The organism is Micromonospora sp. NPDC047465 (assembly GCF_040643125.1).
GTDB lineage: Bacteria > Actinomycetota > Actinomycetes > Mycobacteriales > Micromonosporaceae > Micromonospora.
In genome coordinates, this window is record NZ_JBEYTP010000013.1 from 1 (window position 1) to 21447 (window position 21447).

A 21447-nucleotide genomic window follows, 5' to 3' on the forward strand; every position below is an offset into this window, starting at 1 on the left:
TGGGTCGACGCGGCCAAGGTGTTACCGGTCATCGAGGGAACGGTCATCCGCCTGGAGGTCGAGCACCTGCCCAGCGGCGCGACCCCGAAGCCGGTATGGCTGTGGTGGTCCGGCGTCGACGCCACCAACGCTGATGTCGATCGGCTCTGGCAGACGTTCCTGCGCCGCTTCGACATCGAGCACACGTTCCGCCTGTTCAAGCAGACCCTCGGCTGGACCTGCCCAAAGATCCGCACCCCACAAGCCGCCGACCGATGGACCTGGCTGATCCTGGCCGCCTACACGCAGCTGCGTCTGGCCCGCGCCCTGGCCGTCGATCTGCGCCGGCCCTGGGAAAAACCAGCACCACCACAGCGTCTGTCACCCGCCCGCGTCCGCCGAGGATTTCGGCACCTCCGCGCCAAAGCCACCTGCCCGGCCAGCACACCGAAATCATCCCGGCCAGGACCAGGGCGGCCAATCGGCCGCCGCAACAGCCACCCCACCCCACGCCACGACGTCCACACCGCATCCGGCGCGACCAGCACCTCGACAGGAAAGGCGAAAACGAAACCGAAGACGACCCGCAAACCACGCCCAAGCCAAACAGGTTAAAGGCTGAGGCGTACGGGAAGTTCGCTGAGGAGCCGGCGAGGCCCGAGCTGGAGCGATTCTTCTTTCTCGACGACGAGGACCGGAAGCTGATCGCGAACCGGCGCGGTGACCACAACCGTCTCGGCTTCGCGCTTGAGATGTGCACGGGGTGAGGTACATCGGGCTGTTCCTGGAGGACTCCCTGGCCGTTCCGTGGCCGGTGGTGGAGCGTCTGGCCGAGCAGCTGGAGATTGAGGACGTCTCCTGCGTCAAGGAGTACACCGAGCGGCTGAAGACGGCGTATGAGCACGCGTGGGAGATCCGTGACGCGTACGGCTACCACCCGTACGAGGACCATGCCCAGGGCCGGCGGTTCAGGGCGTTCCTGCACGGCCGGGCGTGGACGGCGCACGCGGAGGGGCCGAAGGCGCTGTTCGATCACTCGGTGGGCTGGCTGCGCCGGAACCGGGTGCTGCAGCCGGGGGTGAGCGTGCTGGCCCGGCAGGTCTCCGAAGTCCTTACCATCGCGGAGAAGACCTGATCGTGAACTCCTCGCTGGCGGAGGCTGTCTCCGTCGTTCTGCTCCTGGCGGTGCTGGCGTGCGCCGTTATCCGCCCGTTCGGCTGGCCGGAGGCGGTCGTCGCCGTCCCGGCCGCAGGCGTGGTCATTGCCACCGGAGCGATCTCGCTGGACCATGCCCGCGACGAGGCCGCGCGGCTCGGACCGGTGATCGGCTTCCTCGCCGCCGTCCTGGTCCTGGCCCAGCTGTGCGACGACGAGGGCCTGTTTCACGCGTGCGGAGCATGGATGGCCCGTACCGCGGCAGGTCGCCCGCGCCGCCTGCTGGTCCAGGTGTTCGCAGCCGCATCAGTGATCACCGCGGTGCTCAGCCTGGACGCCACCATCGTGCTCCTCACCCCGGTGGTCTTCGCCACCGCCGCCCGGCTCGGTGCCCGGCCCAAACCGCACGTCTACGCCTGCACCCACCTGTCGAACACCGCCTCGCTGCTGCTGCCGGTCTCCAACCTCACGAACCTGCTCGCGTTCGCTGCCAGCGGACTGAGTTTCACCCGCTTCGCCGCCCTGATGGTCCTGCCCTGGCTGGCCGCCATCGGTACCGAGTACGTGGTCTTCCGCCGGTTCTTCGCCACCGACCTGGACGCCGGAGCCCAGGCCCCACCCACCGCCGAACCCCGTAAGCTGCCGGTGTTCGCCCTGGCCACCGTGGCCTGCACACTGGCCGGGTTCGTCCTGACCTCCGCGCTCGGAGTCAATCCTGCCTGGGCGGCCTTCGCCGGCGCCGTCGTACTGGCCGTGCGTGCTCTGGCGCAGCGCCGCACCAGGCCCACCGCCATCGTGCGCGCCGCCGCGGTCCCGTTCCTCGCCTTCGTTCTGGCCCTGGGCATCGTGGTCCGCGCGGTCGTCGACAACGGCCTCGCCACCGGCCTGGGCCATCTGGTCCCCGGCGGCACCGGCTTTGCGGCCCTGCTCGCTATCGCGGTGCTGGCCGCGGTGCTGGCGAACGTCATCAACAACCTGCCCGCCGTGCTGGTGCTGCTGCCGCTGACCGCACCGTCCGGGCCCGCTGCCGTCCTCGCGGTGCTGCTCGGGGTGAACATCGGACCCAACCTCACCTACGCCGGTTCCCTAGCCACCCTGCTGTGGCGGCGCATCGTGCACGAACACGACAGTGACGTCGAGCTCGGTGAGTTCACCCGGCTCGGCCTGTTCACCGTGCCTGCCGCCCTGCTGCTCGCGGTGGTGGCACTGTGGGCCTCGCTCACCGTTATCGGAGGCTGATCACCGTGAGAGTCATCGCCTGGATCACCGAGGGCACCTGGCCCTCCTGCATCGACGCCGCCCGCAGCCACGCACCCGAGGCCGCCGACATCGTGCTGCTGCATGTCACCGGCCCCGAAGCCCCCGGCGCCGCGCACGGCGCCTTTGCCGGGCTGCTCGGCCGTGGCCATCCCGAACGCGACCCCGGCACCGCGGTCGAGCACCTGGCCACCACCTCCGCCGAACGACTCCTCGCCGAAGCCGCGCAGCGCCTGGGGCGTCCCTGTAAGCGTGTTGAGCGCACCGGCCGCGTCGAGCGGGAGGTCGTGGCCGCCGCCGAGGGCGCCGACCTGCTCATCCTCGCCCGCGATGGCGGCCGTAACCACCTCGGGCCTCGCAGTATCGGCCCCGCCAGCCGCTTCATCGTCGACCATGCCCCCTGTCCCGTCCTGCTCGTCTGGCCCGAAGCCGCCCCCGGCGTTTCATCACCGAGTGGCTCTGACCGGCTATGAAACACGCCTTAGTAGGCTCGCCGGGGTGGAACCCCGCAACCGTCGAGCGACGCTGGTCCTGCTGCTGGGGGCGGCGGCCGTGATCGGTGCCGGCGCGGCCACCGGGACCCTCTTCGGCTACGGGCTCGCGTTCGCCTGGGTCGTGCACTTCGCGCTGATGGCCTGGATCGCCGGGTGGATGCAGCACGCGCAGCCTGCGCTGTCGGGCGGTTACTGGCGGGCTCGGCCCTGGGAGCCTGCTCTCCACCGACGGCTCGGCGTCTGGTGGTACGCGCGCCTGCTGCGACTGCTGGGCTGGGAACGGGTCATCCGCAACCAGCGTGCCTTCGACGGCAGCCGGTCCGGTCTTGCGGCGCTGACGCGCGACACCCGTCGCTCCGAGTTCGCCCACCTGGTGCTCGCCTTGATCGGGGTGGGTCTGGCCGGGGTTGCCCTGCTGCTGGGGGCCCGGGGCGCGGCGGGGTGGCTCGCGGTCCTCACCGGGTTGCTGCACGTGTACCCGGTCCTGCTGCAGCGGGCGTTGCGGGCCCGGGTCGAGCGGATCGCCACCGCTGCCGAGCGGATCGCCACCGCTGCCGAGCGGATCGCCACCGCTGCCGAGCGGGTCTGACGGCCTGCTCGGCCGGGCCCGCGCCGGATCGCACGTGGTCTCGCTTCCGGGCTTCTGGCGAGAGCCCGAGTTCGTCGAGTTCAGGCTGCGTGAGCGCGCAGACGTGAATGTCGACACCGGTGACGCGTAGCCCTGCCGAAGCACGCGTGTGCGGTGGACGGCGGCGCGCCGCCGGCGGTCTGAACGGGCAACAGGGAGACCGGAGAACGGCGTCGGCCGGTGTCCCCACCCGGCCGCGCGGGACGTCAGTGCTTTTCCAACTCCACCTTCGGCAGCAGCCTCGCCAGCGGCTCGGGCATCCACCAGGCGCGCCGGCCCATCAGCTGCATCGCGGCGGGCACGATCAGGCAGCGGATGATGACCGCGTCCACGAAGATGGCCACCGCCATGCCGAAGCCGGTCTGCTGGAGCAGCCGCTCCGGGCTGAGCATGAAGGCGCCGAAGACGACGATCATGATGGCGCCGGCGGCGCTGATGACCGAGCCGGTGTGGCCGAGGCCCTGACGGACGGCGAGTGCGTGGTCCCTGGTGCGCACCCACTCCTCGTGAATCCGGGAGACCAGGAAGATCTCGTAGTCCATGGAGAGACCGAAGACGACCGCAAAGATCATCACCGGCAGGTACGCCTCGATCGGGCCGGGCTCGACGCCGAACCAGCCCTCCTGGAAGACCAGGGTGATCGCGCCGAGCGCCGCGCCGATGCTGAGCAGGTTGAGCAGCGCCGCCTTGAGCGGGATCAGGACCGAACGGAACACGGCCATCAGCAGGATGACGGACAGTCCGACGACGATCGCCATGAACAGCGGCATCCGGTCGGAGACCTTGGCGGAGTAGTCCTCGGCGGCCGCGGTCGAACCACCGACCAGGTAGCTGGCGCCGGTGAGTTCGGAGACGCCGGGCAGTACGTCGTCGCGCAGGTGCGCGACGAGCGCGGAGGTGTCCTGGTCCTGCGGCGACGACTCCGGGAGCGTGATTATCGTGGCGACGCTGGGGTTCTTGGTCGGCATGGCCGGGGAGATGGCCTGGACGCCGGGGGTGTCGGCCAGGGCGTTGCTCACCGCCTCGGCGGCGCCGGCGGCGCTGCCGCGCGGTGAGTCGTCGACGACCACGATCAGCGGCCCGTTGAAGCCGGGGCCGAAGCCTTCGGAGAGCAGGTCGTACGCCTGGCGGCTCGTGCTGTCGGGGTTGTCGCTGCCCGCGTCGGCGAAGCCCAGCCGCATGGTGAACGCCGGCAGGCACAGGGCGCCGAGCGCGACCACGGCCACCAGCATGGCGGTGAGCGGACGGCGCTGGACGGCGGCGGCGAGCGTGCGCCAGAGCGTGCCCTCGGGCGCCTTGCCCTTCGCCTCGCGCCTGGCGGCGCGGGCGGTGAACTGGCGGGCGAAGCGCGCGCCGAAGATGCCCAGCAGCGCGGGCAACAGGGTCAGCGAGGCGGCCATGGTGACCAGCACGGTCAGCGCCACGGACAGGGCCATGCCCTTGAGCGAGCCGAGGCCGAGGGCGACCAGGCCCAGCAGGGCGAGGATGACGGTGCAGCCGGCGAAGAACACGGACCGGCCGGCGGCGTCGAGGGCGTCTACCGTGGCCCGCTCGGGGGTGGCGCCCTCGACCAGTTCGGCCCGGTAACGGGCGAAGATCAGCAACGCGTAGTCGATGCCGACGCCGAGGCCGACCAGCATCATCACGTACGGGGTGTAGGCGGCGATGGTGAACAGGTGCGAGGCGAGGATGATGATGCCGAGAGTGGAGCCCACGGCGAAGACGGCCGTGATGATCGGCAGCCCGGCGGCGATGACGGTGCCGAACATGAAGACCAGGATCACCAGCGCCGCGAGCAGTCCGGCGCCTTCGGCCGCGCCGCCCGAGCTCTGCCCGAGCAGCCGGGCCGGCGCGCCGCCCAGTTCGACCTGGAGGCCGTCGCCGGCCGCCTCCTGGGTCACGTCGTAGACGCGCTTGGCGTCCTCCTTCTCCATGTCCTTGGCGGGCACGTCGAGCATCACCGTGGCGTAACCGATGGTGCCGTCGGGCGCGATGGCGGCCGCATCCTCGTAGAGGCTGCGTACCTGCGCGACGTTCGGCTGCTCGGCGACCTCGGCCAGCATCGTCTCGACGCGCTGCCGGACGGCGGGGTCGCGCAGTCCGTCCTTGGCGTGCAGGACGATCTCCATGGTGTCCCCGGCACGGGCCGCGCCGCTGGCCGCCAGCAGGTCGGCGGCGGCCTGGGACTCGGTGCCGGGTAGGGAGAAGTCCTCGCGGTAGTCGTTGCCGGCCATGACGGCCGAGGTCCAGACGCCGATCATCACGGCGAGCCAGAGCAGCAGGGCGAGCCAGCGGCGGCGGTGGGAGAAGCTGGCGACGCGCGCGAACACGCCCGGCCGGCCGCGTGAGTGCGGTGCGGCCTGGGCGATCTCTTCGGTGAGGGTCATGCTCTCTTTCCAGGTCGGATCAGCAAGGGGAGTCGGTCGGTGCGTTCACCACGGGGTGGTTCCGGGTTCCGCGCGGCGGTCGCGCGGCGGGCCCGTCCTCGCGGGTCTGGCGGCCCGCCCGGGGTCGTTGCGGGCGCACATCCGGGTCGAAACCCCGCAGATTCACATACATCTGCCCGTCACGGATACGGTCATGAGCCTGGTGGGCCCGGTGTACCGCCAGTGCGGTCCTGACTCAGCCAGCCGCGTAAGGGGCGGCAACGGGCGTGGTCAGGTGGTGGTGAAGTCGGCCATCATGGCCATGTCCTCGTGTTCGAGGTTGTGGCAGTGCAGCATGAAGGTCCCGGCGTAGTCGGTGAACCGGATGGCGATCTCGACCGCTTCGGACGGGCGTACGTCGACGGTGTCCTTCCAGCCGGCGTCGTACGGGCCGGGTGCCCGGTTGTTGCGGCTGATCACCTGGAAGGGGTCGAGGTGCACGTGTACCGGGTGGTGGAAGTCGCTGATCAGTCGCCAGACCTCGGTGGTGCCGAGGCGCGGCCGGGCCAGCGGGCGGCCGGGTCGGTAGGGCTGGCCGTTGATGGTCCATCCGTGGTCGGGGCGCAGCTGGAAGTGGAACGTCCGCGTCACTGCGGCGCGGGCCGGGTCGAGCGGCTCGATGTGGCTGAGTCGCTCGGGCAGGCCCGGCTCGTCGTGGGTCGCGCCGGTGATGTCGAAGGCCATCACGTGGGCCGTGTGGCCGGTGCCGAGGCGGTTCACCAGCCGTACGCGGGTGCCGGGACGGTAGCGAGAGAAGTCGATGACCACGTCGAAGCGTTCGGCGGGTGCGATGTCGATGGTGTGGTGGGTCAACGGGCGGTGCAGCAGACCACCGTCGCCGCCGATCTGCACCAGGCCGCCGTCAGGGACCGGCGGGTCGAGTGCCAGCCGGTACCGCCGGGCGTTGGAGGCGTTGAGCAGCCTCAGCCGGTACCGGGCCCGGTCGGTCCGCAGCACCGGCCAGGGTGCGCCGTTGACCAGGATGACGTCGCCGAGCACGCCGTTCATGTACGGATCGGTGACGCCCGGGCTGCGCAGGTCCGGGTCGATCAGCGGGTAGCGCAGCGAACCGTCCGCGGCGAACGACCGGTCGGCGATCATGATCGGGATGTCACGGTCGCCGGCGGGTAACCGCAGCGCGTCCTCCTCGTCGTCGTGCACGAGGTGGAAGCCGGCCAGCCCGCGCCAGACCGCCACGCCGGTGTGCCCGTGCCGATGGTCGTGGTACCAGAGCGACGCGGCCCGCTGCCGCATCGGGTACGTGTAGTCCCGCTCGCCGACGCTGATCCGCCCCGGTTCGTGGCCGCCATGGTGGCCGGCGTGGTGGCCGACGTGCGCTGGGGTGCTTCCTCCGGCCGGCATGATGAGGTCCGCGGGGTAGCCGTCGCTGTCGGCGGGGGTGTGTCCGCCGTGCAGGTGGACCACGGTCGGGTGGGGCAAAGTGTTGCGGTGCCGGACGACGGTGCGCCGGCCGGCGCGGGAGCGGATCGTGGGGCCGGGGAAGCTGCCGTGGTACGTCCACGCCTCGGTGGGCAACCCCGGCAGGATGCTCAGCGTGGCCGGCCGTTGGGTGATCTCGTGGTAATCCGTCGTGGCGTCGGAGCGTACCGGCGCGAGCACCGGAGGAACGGGCAGCGGCACCTGGTACGGCCGGGGCAGCGGCACCTGGCTCGGCAGCAGCCGGCCCGGTTCGCCGGGACCGAGCAGCCCGCTGCGGGCGAGCCAGCCACCGCCGGCGGCCGCCGCCACGGCGGCCGCGCTCGTGCCGAGCAGTCGACGGCGGGTGATCCGTGGACTCATGCGGACTCCTCCGTGGTCAGGTCCGGCGTCCGTCGGGTCGGCGTGCCGGTCGCCGTCCGCGGGGGACGGGTGGGTGCCGCGCCCCATGACTTGACGAGCAGCAGCGCCACGCCCACGGTGAGTCCGACGGCGAGGGGAACATGGACGGTCAGGACCCGCTGCTCGCCGAGGGGGATCAGCGCGCCGGCGATCAGGAGTTGGATCAGGCTGGTCCGCACCGGCCAGGACGGGCCCCTGCTGGACCGCCACCAGACGACGGCGGTGATGCACTGCGCCAGCAGGGCGAGCGCCAGCAGCCCTCCGTTGAGGCCGTGGGCGGCGAGGGCGTCGTAGTGCCCGGAGAGGAACCCTCCGGCGAGGGCGGCCTGGCCGAGGATCAGCACGGCCACGCAGGTGGTGATCGCGCGGAAGAACAGCCACGACCGGGAGCGTGCGGCCCCCGGGGTGGGGGTGGGTGCGTGGTGGTCGAGGATCGTCACGTCACCCGTCCTCAGTTCTGGGCGTCGGCGACGGCCGGCTGCCGGTTCTGGCGTACGCCGCGCCGCCAGACGTCGACGATGTCGCTGACGGCGGTGATGTCGGTGGTCGGATCCCCGTCGACGAGCAGCAGGTCGGCGCGGAGCCCGGGCGCGATGCGGCCCCGGTCGGTCAACCCGAAGTGCCGGGCCGACACGCTCGTGGCCGCCGCCAGCGCTTCGGTCTGGGTCAGTCCGGCCTTGACGAGCAGCGCCAGCTCGCGGTGCATGGCGGTGCCGTGCTGCGGGGCGAACGGGGTGGCATCCGTGCCGGCCAGCAGCGTGACGCCGGCCCGGTGCAGCACGCCGGCGGCGTGCACCGCGTTGGCGGCGCTGCCCGCGGCGACGTGGTCCAGGGCGGCGCCCTGGCTGATCGCTTCGAAGTAGGCGAGCGTGGTGACCACGAAGACGCCGTCGCCGGCGATCCGCTCCGCGAGTCGCCAGCCGATCGGGTCGTCCGACCCGGCGTCGGCGTAGACGTGCGCGAGCCCGTCGACACCGGCGTCGAGGGCGACGGTCACCTCCCGGGTCGTGATGGCGTGCGCGATCACGGTCAGGCCGACGGCGTGTGCCGCCTCGACCATGGCGGACACGACGTCGGGGGTCAGCACGGGAAGGTCCGCGCCGTGCATCGCCCCGTCGTCGACAACGATCTTGATGTAGTCGGCGCCCTCGGCGACCCGGGCGGCGACGAACGGCGCGGCGTCCGCCACCGTCGCGACGGTGGGGAACGGGCCGGCGGCGTCGCCGAGCGCCGCCATCGCCTGCGCGTCGAGACCGGTCATCAGTTGGCTCGGGTGGCCGCCCGGAGCCGTGGCGAGCAGGCCGCAGCTGCGCAGGTCGGCCACGTCATCGCGGTCGGCCGCCAGCCGGCGCTGGCGGGCCAGGTTGTCCGGCAGGCAGAACATGTCCAGTTCGGTGGTGACGCCGGCGGCCAGGGCCTGGGCGAGGCTGCCGTCGAAGGTGTGGGTGTGGGCGTCGATGAGGCCGGGCAGCAGGGTCCGGCCGGCACCGTCGACCTGCACGTCGGCCGGCCGGCCGTCCGGTTCGGCAATCCGGTCGCCGTCGATGAACACGTCGGCTCGTTCCACGGTGCGCTGCCCGTCGAACACCCGGACGTCACGGATCACGGTACGCATTGCGGCCTCCAAGGCGGTGGGAGTGGCTCGGCCGGGACGGGATCGTCCTGACTCGGCAACCAGGAGGGCGCTCGCGTCGCCAACTGTGACAGCGGTGGTGCTCGGCTGCGGAATGGATCACATTTCGCCACCGGGGATGTCACACTTCGGCACGGCGGTGTCCTCTCAGAGGTGAACCCGACCGGAGGTGACACCCGTGTCCGACGACGTGCAGCCGGCGCCGACCGCCGACCCCACGACTACCTTCCTCGCCCACCGGGAGCTGCTGTTCTCGGTGGTCTACGCGATGCTGGGCAGCGTCGCCGACACCGAGGATGTGCTCCAGGAGACCTGGCTGGCCTGGGCGGCAAGGAACCACACCGACGGTGCGTCGATCGAGAACCCCCGCGCCTATCTGACGCGGGTCGCCGTCAACCAGGCCCTCGCCCAGCGCGCGGCCCTCGACCGGCGCCGCGAGTCCTACGTCGGCCAGTGGCTGCCCGAGCCCCTCGCCACCCTGCCCGCCGAGGACGGCGACGCGGGCGACGCCGTCCTGCGCGCCGAGTCCTCGTCGATGGCGCTGCTGGTGGTGTTGGAGACCCTCACTCCCGCGGAGCGGGTCGTCTTCGTCCTGCACGAGGTGTTCGGCTACCCGCACACCGAGATCGCGACCATCATCGGCCGCTCACCGGCGGCGGTGCGCCAACTCGCCCACCGGGCCCGTGAGCATGTGCAGGCGCGCCGCCCCCGGTTCCAACCCGATCCCCGACTCCAGCAGCAGGTGACCGAGCGGTTCCTCACCGCCGCGCTCGGTGGTGACCTGCGCGACCTGCTGGCCGTCCTCGCCCCGGACGTGACCCTGTGGACCGACGGCGGCGGCAAGGGCCCCGCCACCAGCCTGCACCCGGTGCACGGGCGCGACGAGGTGGCACGACTGCTCCTCGCGGTCGCCGCCAACGTTCCGGCCGGGCTCAACATCCGTTACCGGCCGGTCAACGGCGATCCCGCCGCGATCCTGTTCGAGCGCAATGTCCCGTTCGCGGTCCTCGTGCTCGACCTCGACCCCGAGCGGGAGGCGGTGCGCGGGGTCTTCTCCGTCACCAACCCCGACAAGCTCTCCCGGGTCGGCGGATGAGGCAGCGGAACGCGAGCCGGCCCGGTCGTGCCCACGAGCGGCCGTTGAGGACGCATTTGCCACACGTCCGCCGGGTCGTCGCCGGCAACGGCCCCTGCTGCAGGTCCTTCCTCTGGCCGACGTCCGTTCCCAGGCCAGGTGCCAGGCCGGCACTTTCCGCGCCGTTGTAAGCGGTCCAGGTCCACGGACCATCGGAGCGCCCCGCAGGACCGGCGGCGTCGGCAACGTCGTCGCCGGTCGTCAGGAAGGACCTGGCCCTGGCGCGGCCACCGTGGCAAGGTGGTGAGGCGTGCTCGACGCTGGAGCTTGATCATGCAGGAACGGGTAGTCGTCGTCGTCGGCTACGACGGCGCGGAGTTGTTGGACGTCGCCTGCGTGACGTCCAGTCTCCACCTCGCCAACCGCATCGGGGCCAATCCACCCTACCGGCCCCTGCTCGCCACACCCGGCAGCCGTCCCATCACGTGCGACTCGGGGCTGCGGGTGGACGCCCATGTCGCCGTGGAGCGGTTCAACGCCCCGCTGGACACCCTGCTGGTCTCCGGTGGCCTCGGCCACGAACGGGCTGCCGGAAGCACCTCCCTGGTCGGACACGTGCGACGCTTGGCCGCCCTCGCTCGCCGGGTCGCGGCGGTTTGTACGGGGTCCACCGTGCTGGCGGAGGCCGGTCTGCTCACCAACCGGCGCGCCACCACCCACTGGATGTACGCCGACCAGCTCGCGCACCGATATCCCGACGTGCAGGTCGACCCGGATCCGATCTACATTCGGGATGGAAGTATCGCGACCTCCGGCGGCGTCACGAGTGCCCTGGATCTGACCCTGGCGTTCATCGAGGAAGATCACGGGGTGGCACTGGCGCGCGGCGTCGCGCTGGGCACCGTCGCGTATCTGCAGCGCCCGGGCGGCCAGACGCAGCGGAGCATGTTCCTGACGCCGCACACCACCGACGATCTCGTGGTTCGCCGGGCGACCAACCACATCCTGAGCCACCTCGACGACGATCTCAGCACCGGCAGACTGGCACGGCTCGCCGGGGTCAGCGAACGCCACCTGTCCCGGTTGTTTCTCACCTACGTGCACGAGACCCCCGCGCAGTACGTGCGACGGGCGCGGACCGAGGCGGCGGCGCACCTGCTGACGTCGACCGCTCTGCCGCTGGCCGCGGTGGCCCGGCGGTGCGGCTTTGGCTCGACCGAATCGCTGCGGCAGGCGTTCCGCGACCGGTATGCCGTTCCGCCGTCGCAGTACCGGCGAAGCCGCCAGTCGTCCGGAACACCTGAACCCACGATATCGGCATCGCTTCACAGGAATCCGGACCCGACCCACCGCGGCTGCTGACCGGCCCTGGTGCGGTCGGAACGATCGGTGCCATGACTGAGAGGCTGGTGCCGCGTCGGGCGGGGCTCACCGATCGTTGGCCGACCGCGTTGGCGATCGTTTGCGGCTCAGGCGCGATCACCGTGATAGCGCTCGTGGGACGCGAGGCGGAGCTGTTCGGCCCCGCCATCGCCACGATGGCGGGAATCTATCTGATGGCGTACGCGGTCGGTCGTCCGTGGACGGCGTGGCCGGCCTTCGTCGTGCTGAGCGCGGTCGTGTCGGTGCTGCACGTCCTGCGGCAGTCGCAGCTGCTCCCGCTCGATCCGGCGACGGGGATGGCGTTCGTCCTGGTGCCGCTGTGGTTGTGGGCGGTGGCCCGCCGCCGGTTCACCGACGTCGGCACATTTCCGATCCAGACTGGCGGCGCGGTGGGCTTCGGTGTGCTCACGTTGCTGTGCGCAGCAGCTCAGCCGCAGCTGGGGGCCGTGCTGGCCGGTATCGGCTTCCTGGCGCACGGGGTCTGGGATGCGTACCACTTCACCGCCGGCAAGGTGGTGAGCCGGCCGTGGTCGGAGTTCTGCGCTGTGGTCGACCTCGTGGTGGGCGCGGCCCTGATCGTCGCCGCCACGGCAAGGTGAGCGATGTCCGACGTGGAGCCGGTGATCGGCGGCACCGGGCTGGCGGTTCGCGTGCTGGGGCCGCTCGAGGCATCGGTGGACGGGCGGCCCGTCACCCTGACGTCACCCCGGCTGCGCAGCCTGCTGGTGGTGCTGGCCCTGTCGGCGGGGGCGCCGGTGTCGATCGACCGGCTGGCGGCCGCCATCTGGGATGAGGACCTGCCCGAGCACGCCCGTCGCGCGGCGCAGGTCTACGTCACGCGGCTGCGGGCCGCTCTGGGGGCCGACCTGATCCGCACCGTACCGGGCGGATACCTGCTCGTGACCGCCCCGGAGCAGGTTGACGCGATCCGGTTCGGGCGGCTGCTCGACGCCGCGGCGGCGGTCCCGGACACCATCGTGGAGCGGACGCGGCTGGACGAGGCGCTGGCCCTGTGGCGTGGCGCTCCCTTCGACGGGATGCGCTCGGCGTGGCTGGCGACGGTCGTGGCGCCGGGGTTGGTCGAGCGCTACCTCACCGCCGTGGAGCGCCGCGTCGAACTGGATCTCGCTCAGGGGCGTCACGAGGAACTCGTGCCGCAGTTGCGCCAGTTGGCCGGGCAGTACCCGACTCGGGAGAGGCTGTGTGGCCAGCTGATGACCGCGTTGTTCCGGGCCGGGCGGCGGTCCGATGCGCTCGACGCGTACCAGCGGCTGCGCCGCATGCTCGCCGACGAACTCGGCCTAGACCCTGAGCCATCCATGCGTGAGCTGCACCGACACATCCTGACCACCGAGGCCGTGCCGGCCCAGCCCGTCGACCGGTGGCTCGCGGCCGCCCCGGTGCCCCGGCAGGTCCCGCGAGGAGTCACCGACTTCACCGGCCGGGCCGAGACGCTGGCGCGGCTCGACGCCCTGTTGACGGGGAGCGGCTCCGTGCCGCCGGCGGAGGTGGTGATCGCGGCAGTCATCGGCACCGCCGGGGTCGGCAAGACCGCGTTGGCCCTGCACTGGGCGCACCGGGTAGCCGACCACTTCCCCGACGGCCAGCTGTACGTGAACCTGCGCGGGTTCGACCCTTCCGGCCGGGTCATGGACACCGGTGAGGCCCTTCGCGGGTTCCTCCACGCCCTCGGTGTTCCGCCGCAGCACATCCCGCCCACCCTCGAGGCGCAGACCGGCATGTACCGCAGCCTTCTGGCCGGCAAGCGGATCCTCGTCCTGCTGGACAACGCCCGCGACGCAGACCAGGTCCGGCCGTTGCTGCCCGGCACGCCGGGCAACCTCGCGCTGGTGACCAGCCGCAGTCAGCTTGCCGGGCTGGTCGCCGCCGAGGCCGCCCACCCGATAACGGTCGGCCTGCTCCCCCACGCGGCGGCACGGCAGATGCTGGCCGCGCGGCTGGGCGCCGATCGTGTGGCCGCCGAGCCGGAGGCGACCGAGGCGATCATCACCCGCTGCGCACGGCTACCGCTGGCACTGGCCATCGTCGCCGCCCGGGCGGCCACGTACCCGGCGTTCTCACTCGCGGCCCTGGCCGAGACGCTGCGCGATCCCGCCGGCAGGCTGGACGCCCTGACCGCGGACGGCACCGCCATGAACATGCGGGCGTCCTTCTCCTGGTCCTACCGCAGTCTCACGCCGGACGGGGCGCGCCTGTTCCGGCTCCTCGGCCTGCACCCCGGCCCCGACACGTCCACGCCAGCCGCGGCCGGCCTCGCCGCGCTGCCCGTTCGCCGTGCGCGCGTCATCCTCGCCGAACTGACCTGCGCGCACCTGGTCGTCGAGCACCGCCCCGGCCGGTACGCCCTTCACGACCTGCTCCGCGCCTACGCGGGCGAACTCGCCAGGGACACCGATCCCGAGGCCGAGCACGAGACGGCGACGCTCCGCGCGCTGGGCCACCACCGGCACAGCGCGTACGCGGCGGCTCGGCCGATGCTCCCGACGGCGGCGGACGACGCATGAGACCTCACCGGCGGACGCCACCTGGCAAGCTCACCCGAATCATTCAACGACCAAAACGCTACGAACTCCCGCCAACCCTTCGCAGGATGCCGAATATTCCTTCCACAGCATCTCTCAACGCGCGCTCAAGAGCAGCAAGATACTCCGTCCTGTTCTGCGGGTAAGAGGCAGAGGTCACCTTCAGCCACGCTTCCCGGTAGGCGTCCTCCAACCCAATGACTTCTTCGACAATCTCTGCTCGCTGGTCGAATGAGAGACCAACCCGCCCCTGCAGGACCATGCTTAGTTGGGCTCTGGCCGAAATGACGTCCCCCACCAGGCGAATATGGACCAGACCAACCCTCTTACTCAGGAGAATCTCCGCAAGGACAGCGTCGTGATGTTCCTCTTGCTCCAGCAACCCAGCCCCTAGCCTAGAGTCCTTTTGAGTGCGATCATCCCGCGCGCCCCCGCCGGGATGTCCACTCCGCCAGCTCGCAATATCGCCACGCAGTATGTTACGCAGCTATTGTGAATGCCGTCATAGCCTCCGAGGTCCGCTCCAATTGATTTCCGCTGTGCCTGCATGGCCGCTCCCGGATCGGGAACATCGAAGGTTCGCTCAATAACGTTCGGACCAAGTGGCTGCGCTCGCGCACCTGTCGTTGGGAGACCGTTTGGGCTTCCCGCCCCATCCCATCCTGGGATTACCTGTTCGGTCTCCAGAGACTTGCCACCACCTTCTACCCGAATCGTGGCGTGCTCCATGTCGACATCCCAACGCACCGTTGCCGTGCCGTCGCAGTTGTGGACGAGGACCGGGGTGTCGCCGGCCATCACATGGTACGTGTGGACAGCGTCGACCGTGAGGTCGTACATGGTCTGAGCGCCGGTGTACGACCGGACACCGGTAACTGTCGCCACCCGGCCGTCGGTGGTGCGCAGCTCGTGCCCGACCGTCAGCTCGGCGGCGTTCACCCACGCCTTGGCCGTCTGGTCCCAGAACGGGTGGTGGTCGGTGGTGTGCAGGACCGTCGTGCCCGCGGCGAGCGCGCCCGCCGCAGCGAGCCCGGCCAGCGCCAGGCGCGGGCCGGAGGTCCGCTTCGCCGGCGCGCGCTTGTCGCGCACCGTCACGGTGACGTCGGTCAAATCGGTGTCGCGGTTGATGTGCAGCGCGGTGACCCGCTGGGCGGTGGTCCGCCCCGTCGCCGGGTCGGTGGCGAGCACCCTGTCGCCGAGTTTCACCTGGCTGATCGGCCTGCGTTCACCGTCCGCCAGCCGGACGTTCGTGTTCGCGCGGAAGCTGTGGAGGCAGCCGGCGGGTCCCCTGGGCGCGCTGCGGATCCAGTCGAGCACCGCCTTGGACTGCTTCTGTACGGCGCTGATGACGCTGTTCGCCCAGGCTTTCATCCTGCCGAAGTTGGTGACCGCGTGCCACGCCTTCTTCACCGCGCCGATGAGTTCGCCGACGCGGTGCAGCTTGCTCCAGGGGATGATGCCGATCAGCATGGATATGCAGGCGCCGAGGCTACCGCCGCCGAAGCAGGCTTTGATGTCGTTGATGCCGAGGACCTCCTGCAGGATCTCGCCGCCGGCTTCGATGACGACGTCGAAGAGGCTCTTGTTCTGGATCCGCTTGGCTTCCTCGTACTCCTCGCGGGTGTGGCCGCTGGCCTTGAACGCGGCGTCCTGGATCTGCTTGATCTTCTTGTTGTTGCGGGCGAACTTCGCGGCCTTGGTCGCCGCCCGCTTGATCTGCTGCTTGGTCGCGTATCGCAGCGACGGGATGTACACCGAGCCGTCGGCCTCGACGAAGTACTTGAGGCCGTCCGGGTCGCTCATGCTCGCCGGGTTGTTGTTCGCGTACGCGTATCCGTTGAGCTGTTGCGGGTCGCCGGGGTCGATGACCGGGTCGACCGAGATGAACCGGCCGAGCGCCGGATCGTACGCACGGGCGCCGAGTTGGACCAGCCCGAGGGAGGCGTCGCGCGTCCCGCCCACGAACTCGTGCTCGTCGGGCCAGGTGGTGGGCGCGGTTCCGCGTACCTCGCCGAACGGCAGGAACTGGCGCCGGGTGACGGCCAGGGTGTCGGCCTTCAGGGTGGTCATGGTGGTGCCGTGGTGGTCGGCGACCTGCCAGTGGGCGCCCGCTGCCGTGCGTACCCCGATCGGCGCGCCGGCGTGGGAGTAGAAGCGGGTCCCGGTCTTGACGCCGGTGGCGCGGTCGAGCCGGATCTCCTGGCCGCCGAGGTACAGGGTGATGGCGGTCGGGTCGCGGCGCAGCAGCCGGCTGCCGTCGGCGTCGTAGACGATGCTGGTGTCCTTGCCGTCCGCCGAGCGTGCCGAGGCCAGCCGCCCGCTGGGGTCCCAGTCCAGGGTCTGCGCCGAGCCGTTCAGGTTCCGGGTGACGGTGTTCCCGACCTTGTCGTAGGCGAACGTGTCCGCCCTGGATCCGGTCGGGCCGGTGGTGGTGACGGATTCGAGGGCGTGGCTGGCCTCGTTGTACTCGTAGCTGCTGACGGTGTCCGCGGCGCCGGCGAGTCCGTGCTTGCGCAGCTCGGTGCGGTTGCCGCTGGCGTCGTAGCGGTACGACGTCCAGTACGGGTCGTCGCCGCCGACGGTGCCGAGTACGCAGTCGGCCGCGGTCGTCCACGCCTCGACCATCCGGCGGAGGTGGTCGTAGTCGAAGCACTGGCGGTCGGTCGCCTCGCTCGACGGCACGTCCTCGATCTTGGTCATGTTGCCGGCCGGGTCGTAGGTGTATCGCAGGTCGTTGACCTTGACGCCGCTGGCCGCTTCCCGCTCCACGAGGTGCCGCGTCGACCGGCGGGTGGCGTAGTCGTAGAAGTGGGTGCTCCAGGCCCGCGCCCCTGCCGAACCGATCGCCAGCTGCCCCGGCTCGCCGAAGCGGGTGTACCGGGTGTCGTTGACGTACGTGCCCAGCTCGCTGGTGGTCGACCTCGGCAGGCCCAGGTCGTCGTACCTGACGGTCAGCGTCTCCTTGACCAGGTCACCGGCCCTGGGTAGCTCGGTGGTGGCGATGCTGCCGTCAACGCGGTAGGTGAGGTTGGTCTGGTAGGTGCCGGCGAGATCCCCCTCCGCCTGGGGGATCGTCACGATGGTGCCCGTCGGCCGGTTCGCGGGGTCGTAGCCGGCCACCTTCACGGTGTAGTCGTGGCCGTTGTCGGTCCGGGTGCTGGAGGTCAGCAGGCCCTTGCGCATGGTGTCGTACGTCCACGTCGCGCGCAGGGGGCCGGTCTGGGAGCCGGCGCGTTCCTCGGTCCTACGGCCGAGTTTGTCGTAACTGAAGGCGAGCGTCTCGCCCTCCGCGTTGGTGGCCGTCGTCAGCTGCCCCGCCGGGTCGAACGTGGCCCGGGACGTGCCGGTGTCGGGGTCGTGCGTCGCGGTGCGGCGGCCGAGCAGGTCGTACTCGTACCGCCACTGGCGCCCGTCCGGGTCGGTGACCGTGGCGAGCTGCCCGGTGTTGGTGTAGGTGTACCGGGTGACGTCGGCCGGGCCCTGCGGGTTCGGCCCGTGGTACTGGTACAGCGCGGTGGTCTTGCCGTCCGCGTCGACGTACGTCGTGGTCGCCGTGCCGCCCGCCGGTGGCGTCTGGTCGGTGCGGTCGCCGTGGTACGTGATCGTGCCGTGCCACTTCTCCTCGCCGAACGACTTCAGGATCGCCTGGGTGGGCCGCCCGACACCGTCGTAGATGATGACGTTCTGGGAGGGAACGTTGTTGTCGGCGGCCTCCACCAGCGTCGTGCCGGCCGCGCCTTCGGCGTAGTACCCGGAGTTGGTGGTGACGGCCAGGCCGCGGGAGTCGTAGCCGGTGTCGGTGACGACCCTGCCATCGACGACGCCGCCCTCGCCCCAGGCCGGAGACTGGGTCTGCCGGGGGCGCAGGAAGCCGTCGTAGAGCGCGTAGCTGGTGAGGTAGTTTCCGTTCGCCCGCAGGGAGTCGGTGGCCACCGCGCTGGCGCCGTCCCGGCGCAGGAAGTACCGGTACCGCAGGTTCGGCCCGTCGCCGATGTCCGCGTTGCGGCCGGGCAGCCAGACGCCGACGACGCGGCCGAGCGGGTCGTAGCGGACGTCGGTGCGGCGCCCGCCAGGGTCGACGGTCGTCAGCGGCTCGCCCCAGGCCGGCGACAGCTCGGTCGTCGTGGTGTGGTCGTCGGCCGTCGTCGTCGGGTCGAGCTCGTTGGTGACGGTGATCTTCGTCGTCAGGCCGGCGGTCTCGGTGTACGTGGTGGTCGTCTTCCGGCCCAGCGCGTCCCAGGTCTCCCTCGGACGGCCGTACCCGTCGAAGGTGGCCCGGTTGGTGACGACGTAGACCGGCTTTCCGTCCACGTAGTCGGAGACCTGCTCGGCCTTCTCGGGGTTACCCGCGGCGTCGTAGCTGGTCTTCGTGTCCGAGACGATGTCCCGCGGGTACGCCGGCGTGGCCGCGCACGCGACGGCGACGGTCTCGGTGCGCGCGGGGCGGGAGCCGTCGTACCAGGTGCGCGTGCACTCCTCGTCGCCGGTGACCGCGAGGTCGCCCTGGTCGTCGACCCGGGCGACGAGGCCGTCGTCGGTGTACTCCCGGTCGACCCGCGTGCGGCGCCAGCCGCCGCCCGACAGCGCGGTGTACTCGCGGACCGCCTTGACGTCCACCTGGTGCGCCCGCAGGTTCCCGGACGCGGCGGTCTCGCGTTGCCAGACGTCGTTGATCGTCGTGCTGACGACCGCGCCGCCGTCGCCGTCGTAGATGGTCCGTTCGCGCAGCTGCCCGCTGAGCTGGTTGTCGTCGGCCGCGGAGCCGCCCTGGCTGTCCGGCACGGCCGGCCCCTCCATGCCGCGGAAGTACCGGTACCCCGAGACGGAACGCACCCCGCCGCCGTCGCCGTGGCGCACCACGACCCTGCCGTAGCCGCGCCACTCCGACCAGGTGCGCCTCTTGGCCACGACCAGCTCGTTGTCGTTGTAACGCCAGGCGCCGCCGCCGAGGTACTGGTACGCCATGACCTCGGCCGGTGCGCCGCCCACCCGGTCGGTCTGGGTCACGCTCTCCACGACGTACTTGTGCATCCAGTCGGTGAACTCCACCCCGCCGTCCGGCTGCCACTGGACGGGGAAGCAGCGCAGCGTGTTGCCCTCCGGTCTGGGCAGGGCGGCCGCGGTGCACTCGGTCGGGGCGTAGTTGACGCTCACCACCCCGCCGTACTCGTTGTACACCCCGGCCAGCCGGAACTTCGACAGCGGCGGCAGGCCGTCGGACCCGGAGTTCACGCGGTTGTCGAACGCCTGCCCGCGGAACGTCACCTCGGGCGTCGGGGTGTCGGCACCCTGGTAGACCCCCGAGTGGCCGATGCGCTCCAGCCACAACGCCGGCCCGGCCCCGCCGCCGCTGTCCCCCGTGGCCGGAAAGCTGTGGGTGAACGTCCACCGGTCGACGTCCTCGCCGCCGACGTAGGTGGTGACGCTCGCCAGCCGCTGGGTGGTCCAGAACGTCGGGGACTGGGTCGTGCACCCGGTCGCGCACTTCTGGTCGAAGGGGACGTCCGGGTAGCTGTCGCTGTTCTCCAGCCCGCAGTTCTTGCCGGGGGCGCACCGGGGCGCGGTGCCGAAGACCACCTTCGCCGGCGGGGTGCCGGCGAGCTCGTTGCCGAGCCGGGTGCCGTACTCCGCCCGGCGCAGGAGGATGCCACGGTCGTACTCGACCGTCCGCCGGCCCTGGTTCGCGCCGTAGGAGTTCTTCTCCTTCTCGTACCAGTAGGTGATCGTGTTGCCGCGCGGGTCGACGACGTGGTCCAGGTTCCACCGGTACGCCTGGGCGCACGACGACTCGGCGAACGTGGCGGCGTGGCACGGCTCGTTCGTGTGGTTGCCGAACACCGGCACGGTCTGCACGGAGTTGGTCTCGGGCTTGCCCGCGGTCCAGCCCGGCAACCGGTTCACACCGAAGAAGTACTGGGTGCCCTCGCGGGTGGTGACCTTCCAGTGCTCGCCGTCGGCGTCGCCGTTCGCCCTCGTCGGGTCGGCCAGCAGCTCGATGCGCGAGCCGTCGTCCTGCTTGAGCCGCCAGACGTTGGTGCCGGCGGGCACCAGTTGCCCGGAGTGGCCGGCGAGCGAGAGCGTGGCGTTCTGGTTGAACCAGCACTGGTCGCCGGTGGCCTGCTGGCCGTTGTTGCCGCCGAGGTCGTCGGCGCACCCGCGGTAGGACCGCTCGATGTAACCGGACCACATGTCGAACCCGTCGCCGGCCCAGGACGGCTGGTTGTTGGTGGCCGCCGTGCGGCCGTCGATCGCCCCGGACGAGTACGCCAGCGACAGCTGCGGAGCCAGCCCGCCGGGCGTCTCCGGCATCCGCAGCGGGTAGCTCCAGCTGAAGTCGCCGGTGTGCGTCGACACCTGCCACGTGCCCGACAGGGCCAGCGACGTGGCGGCGTAGCTGCCCGCCGAGCCGGACGCGCCCGCGGTGACCGCGTACGCCGTGCTGTCCCCGCCGACGTCGACCTGTGCGCTCAGTGTCCCGGCCCGGTGGTCGTTGCGGCTCGGCACGGCCGACCGGTCGGCCAGGCGCACTAGCCGCAGGCGGCTCGCCCAGTCACCGCCGTACGCGTACCGGAAGGCGCTGTAGTCGACGGTGAGCGTGACCGGCCCGGCGGAGTCGGACCCGTCGGCGCGACGCAGGTCGAACACCACGCCCGCCACGCCGGCGCGCCGCGCCGCCGCCTGGTCGCGCATCTCCACCCGGACCGCGGCCGGTGCCGCGGGCCCGGTCGACGCCGTGCCCCGCGCCAGCCGCACCGGCAGCCTGCCGGCGGGCGCGGCCCTCGCCGCGAGCCGTACCTCGGCGGCCCCCGCAGCCGGCCACACCGGCGCCGGGGCGGTTGCCGCCACGGTCATGGTGGGCAGCGGGTCGTCCTTGACCGCCACCGGTTTCACCGGCACCACCGGCTCCTGCTGCGGTGCGGTGGGCAGCGTCACCGTCACCGCCGAGGCCGCTGGCGGCGGCACCGCCGCCAGCGTCGTCACCAGGACGGCGGCGAGGCCCGCCGCCAACCACCGGGTCGAGCGGTTGCGCATAGC

15 protein-coding genes and 1 pseudogene are annotated in these 21447 nt (G+C 71.3%); 10 read left to right on the plus strand and 6 right to left on the minus strand.

Going from position 1 to position 21447, the window contains the following annotated elements; all coding sequences use genetic code 11:
* The 6 genes and pseudogenes from ABZ793_RS14310 to ABZ793_RS14335 all read left to right on the plus strand — a co-directional run.
* Positions 1-594 (plus strand): annotated as a pseudogene (locus tag ABZ793_RS14310) (transposase); the annotation flags it as partial.
* On the plus strand, positions 510-746 hold the full coding sequence (locus tag ABZ793_RS14315; RefSeq protein ID WP_357457077.1) for a DUF4158 domain-containing protein: 237 nt from the start codon (positions 510-512) through the stop codon (positions 744-746). The pseudogene ABZ793_RS14310 and the gene ABZ793_RS14315, both read left to right, overlap by 85 nt.
* Positions 743-1114, plus strand: coding sequence for a DUF4158 domain-containing protein (locus ABZ793_RS14320; protein ID WP_357456853.1), 372 nt, complete (start codon positions 743-745; stop codon positions 1112-1114). Before ABZ793_RS14315 ends, ABZ793_RS14320 begins: the two co-directional genes overlap by 4 nt.
* 14 nt (positions 1115-1128) lie before the next feature.
* Entirely contained in the window at positions 1129-2373 is a 1245-nt protein-coding gene (locus ABZ793_RS14325) for an SLC13 family permease (RefSeq protein WP_357457079.1), read from the plus strand.
* 5 nt (positions 2374-2378) lie between these two features.
* Complete coding sequence (locus ABZ793_RS14330) at positions 2379-2864, plus strand: universal stress protein (protein WP_357456855.1); 486 nt, start codon at positions 2379-2381, stop codon at positions 2862-2864.
* A 25-nt stretch (positions 2865-2889) separates the two neighbouring features.
* Positions 2890-3474 (plus strand): hypothetical protein, encoded by a 585-nt coding sequence (locus ABZ793_RS14335; RefSeq protein WP_357456857.1) that lies wholly within the window; start codon positions 2890-2892, stop codon positions 3472-3474.
* A gap of 245 nt (positions 3475-3719) precedes the next feature.
* Here the strand turns inward: ABZ793_RS14335 and ABZ793_RS14340 are convergent, their stop codons facing one another.
* The 4 genes from ABZ793_RS14340 to ABZ793_RS14355 form a co-directional block, all read right to left on the minus strand.
* Complete coding sequence (locus tag ABZ793_RS14340) at positions 3720-5900, minus strand: MMPL family transporter (RefSeq protein WP_357456859.1); 2181 nt, start codon at positions 5898-5900, stop codon at positions 3720-3722.
* Between the two features lie 270 nt (positions 5901-6170).
* Positions 6171-7739: a multicopper oxidase family protein gene (locus tag ABZ793_RS14345; protein WP_357456861.1), complete on the minus strand. Its 1569-nt coding sequence runs from the start codon at positions 7737-7739 to the stop codon at positions 6171-6173.
* Positions 7736-8218 (minus strand): hypothetical protein, encoded by a 483-nt coding sequence (locus ABZ793_RS14350; RefSeq protein WP_357456863.1) that lies wholly within the window; start codon positions 8216-8218, stop codon positions 7736-7738. Before ABZ793_RS14350 ends, ABZ793_RS14345 begins: the two co-directional genes overlap by 4 nt.
* Before the next feature lie 11 nt (positions 8219-8229).
* A complete protein-coding gene (locus ABZ793_RS14355) occupies positions 8230-9393 on the minus strand; it encodes an amidohydrolase family protein (RefSeq protein ID WP_357456865.1) in 1164 nt (387 codons plus the stop codon).
* 196 nt (positions 9394-9589) lie between these two features.
* Here ABZ793_RS14355 and sigJ point away from each other — a divergent pair, with 196 nt between their 5' ends.
* From sigJ to ABZ793_RS14375, 4 genes are all read left to right on the plus strand, one after another.
* Positions 9590-10507, plus strand: a complete 918-nt coding sequence (gene sigJ / locus ABZ793_RS14360) for an RNA polymerase sigma factor SigJ (protein ID WP_357456867.1) — start codon at positions 9590-9592, stop codon at positions 10505-10507.
* Positions 10508-10819: 312 nt separating this feature from the next.
* Entirely contained in the window at positions 10820-11848 is a 1029-nt protein-coding gene (locus ABZ793_RS14365; protein ID WP_357456869.1) for a helix-turn-helix domain-containing protein, read from the plus strand.
* 32 nt (positions 11849-11880) lie between these two features.
* Positions 11881-12468, plus strand: coding sequence for a hypothetical protein (locus ABZ793_RS14370; protein ID WP_357456871.1), 588 nt, complete (start codon positions 11881-11883; stop codon positions 12466-12468).
* A 3-nt stretch (positions 12469-12471) separates the two neighbouring features.
* The gene (locus ABZ793_RS14375) at positions 12472-14394 is read left to right on the plus strand and encodes a BTAD domain-containing putative transcriptional regulator (protein WP_357456873.1); all 1923 of its coding nucleotides are present in this window, start codon (positions 12472-12474) and stop codon (positions 14392-14394) included.
* A gap of 58 nt (positions 14395-14452) precedes the next feature.
* Here the strand turns inward: ABZ793_RS14375 and ABZ793_RS14380 are convergent, their stop codons facing one another.
* Both ABZ793_RS14380 and ABZ793_RS14385 read right to left on the minus strand, forming a co-directional pair.
* Positions 14453-14794: a hypothetical protein gene (locus ABZ793_RS14380; protein ID WP_357456875.1), complete on the minus strand. Its 342-nt coding sequence runs from the start codon at positions 14792-14794 to the stop codon at positions 14453-14455.
* Between the two features lie 8 nt (positions 14795-14802).
* Entirely contained in the window at positions 14803-21444 is a 6642-nt protein-coding gene (locus ABZ793_RS14385; protein ID WP_357456877.1) for an RHS repeat-associated core domain-containing protein, read from the minus strand.
* Positions 21445-21447: the final 3 nt, after the last annotated feature.

What these genes read in the sequence shown, in the direction of transcription:
- ABZ793_RS14375 (WP_357456873.1), top strand. Translation starts at nt 12,472, where the DNA reads ATGTCCGACGTGGAGCCGGTGATCGGCGGCACCGGGCTGGCGGTTCGC.
- ABZ793_RS14385 (WP_357456877.1), bottom strand. Translation starts at nt 21,444, where the DNA reads ATGCGCAACCGCTCGACCCGGTGGTTGGCGGCGGGCCTCGCCGCCGTC.
- ABZ793_RS14365 (WP_357456869.1), top strand. Translation starts at nt 10,820, where the DNA reads ATGCAGGAACGGGTAGTCGTCGTCGTCGGCTACGACGGCGCGGAGTTG.
- ABZ793_RS14345 (WP_357456861.1), bottom strand. Translation starts at nt 7,739, where the DNA reads ATGAGTCCACGGATCACCCGCCGTCGACTGCTCGGCACGAGCGCGGCC.
- ABZ793_RS14340 (WP_357456859.1), bottom strand. Translation starts at nt 5,900, where the DNA reads ATGACCCTCACCGAAGAGATCGCCCAGGCCGCACCGCACTCACGCGGC.
- ABZ793_RS14370 (WP_357456871.1), top strand. Translation starts at nt 11,881, where the DNA reads ATGACTGAGAGGCTGGTGCCGCGTCGGGCGGGGCTCACCGATCGTTGG.
- ABZ793_RS14355 (WP_357456865.1), bottom strand. Translation starts at nt 9,393, where the DNA reads ATGCGTACCGTGATCCGTGACGTCCGGGTGTTCGACGGGCAGCGCACC.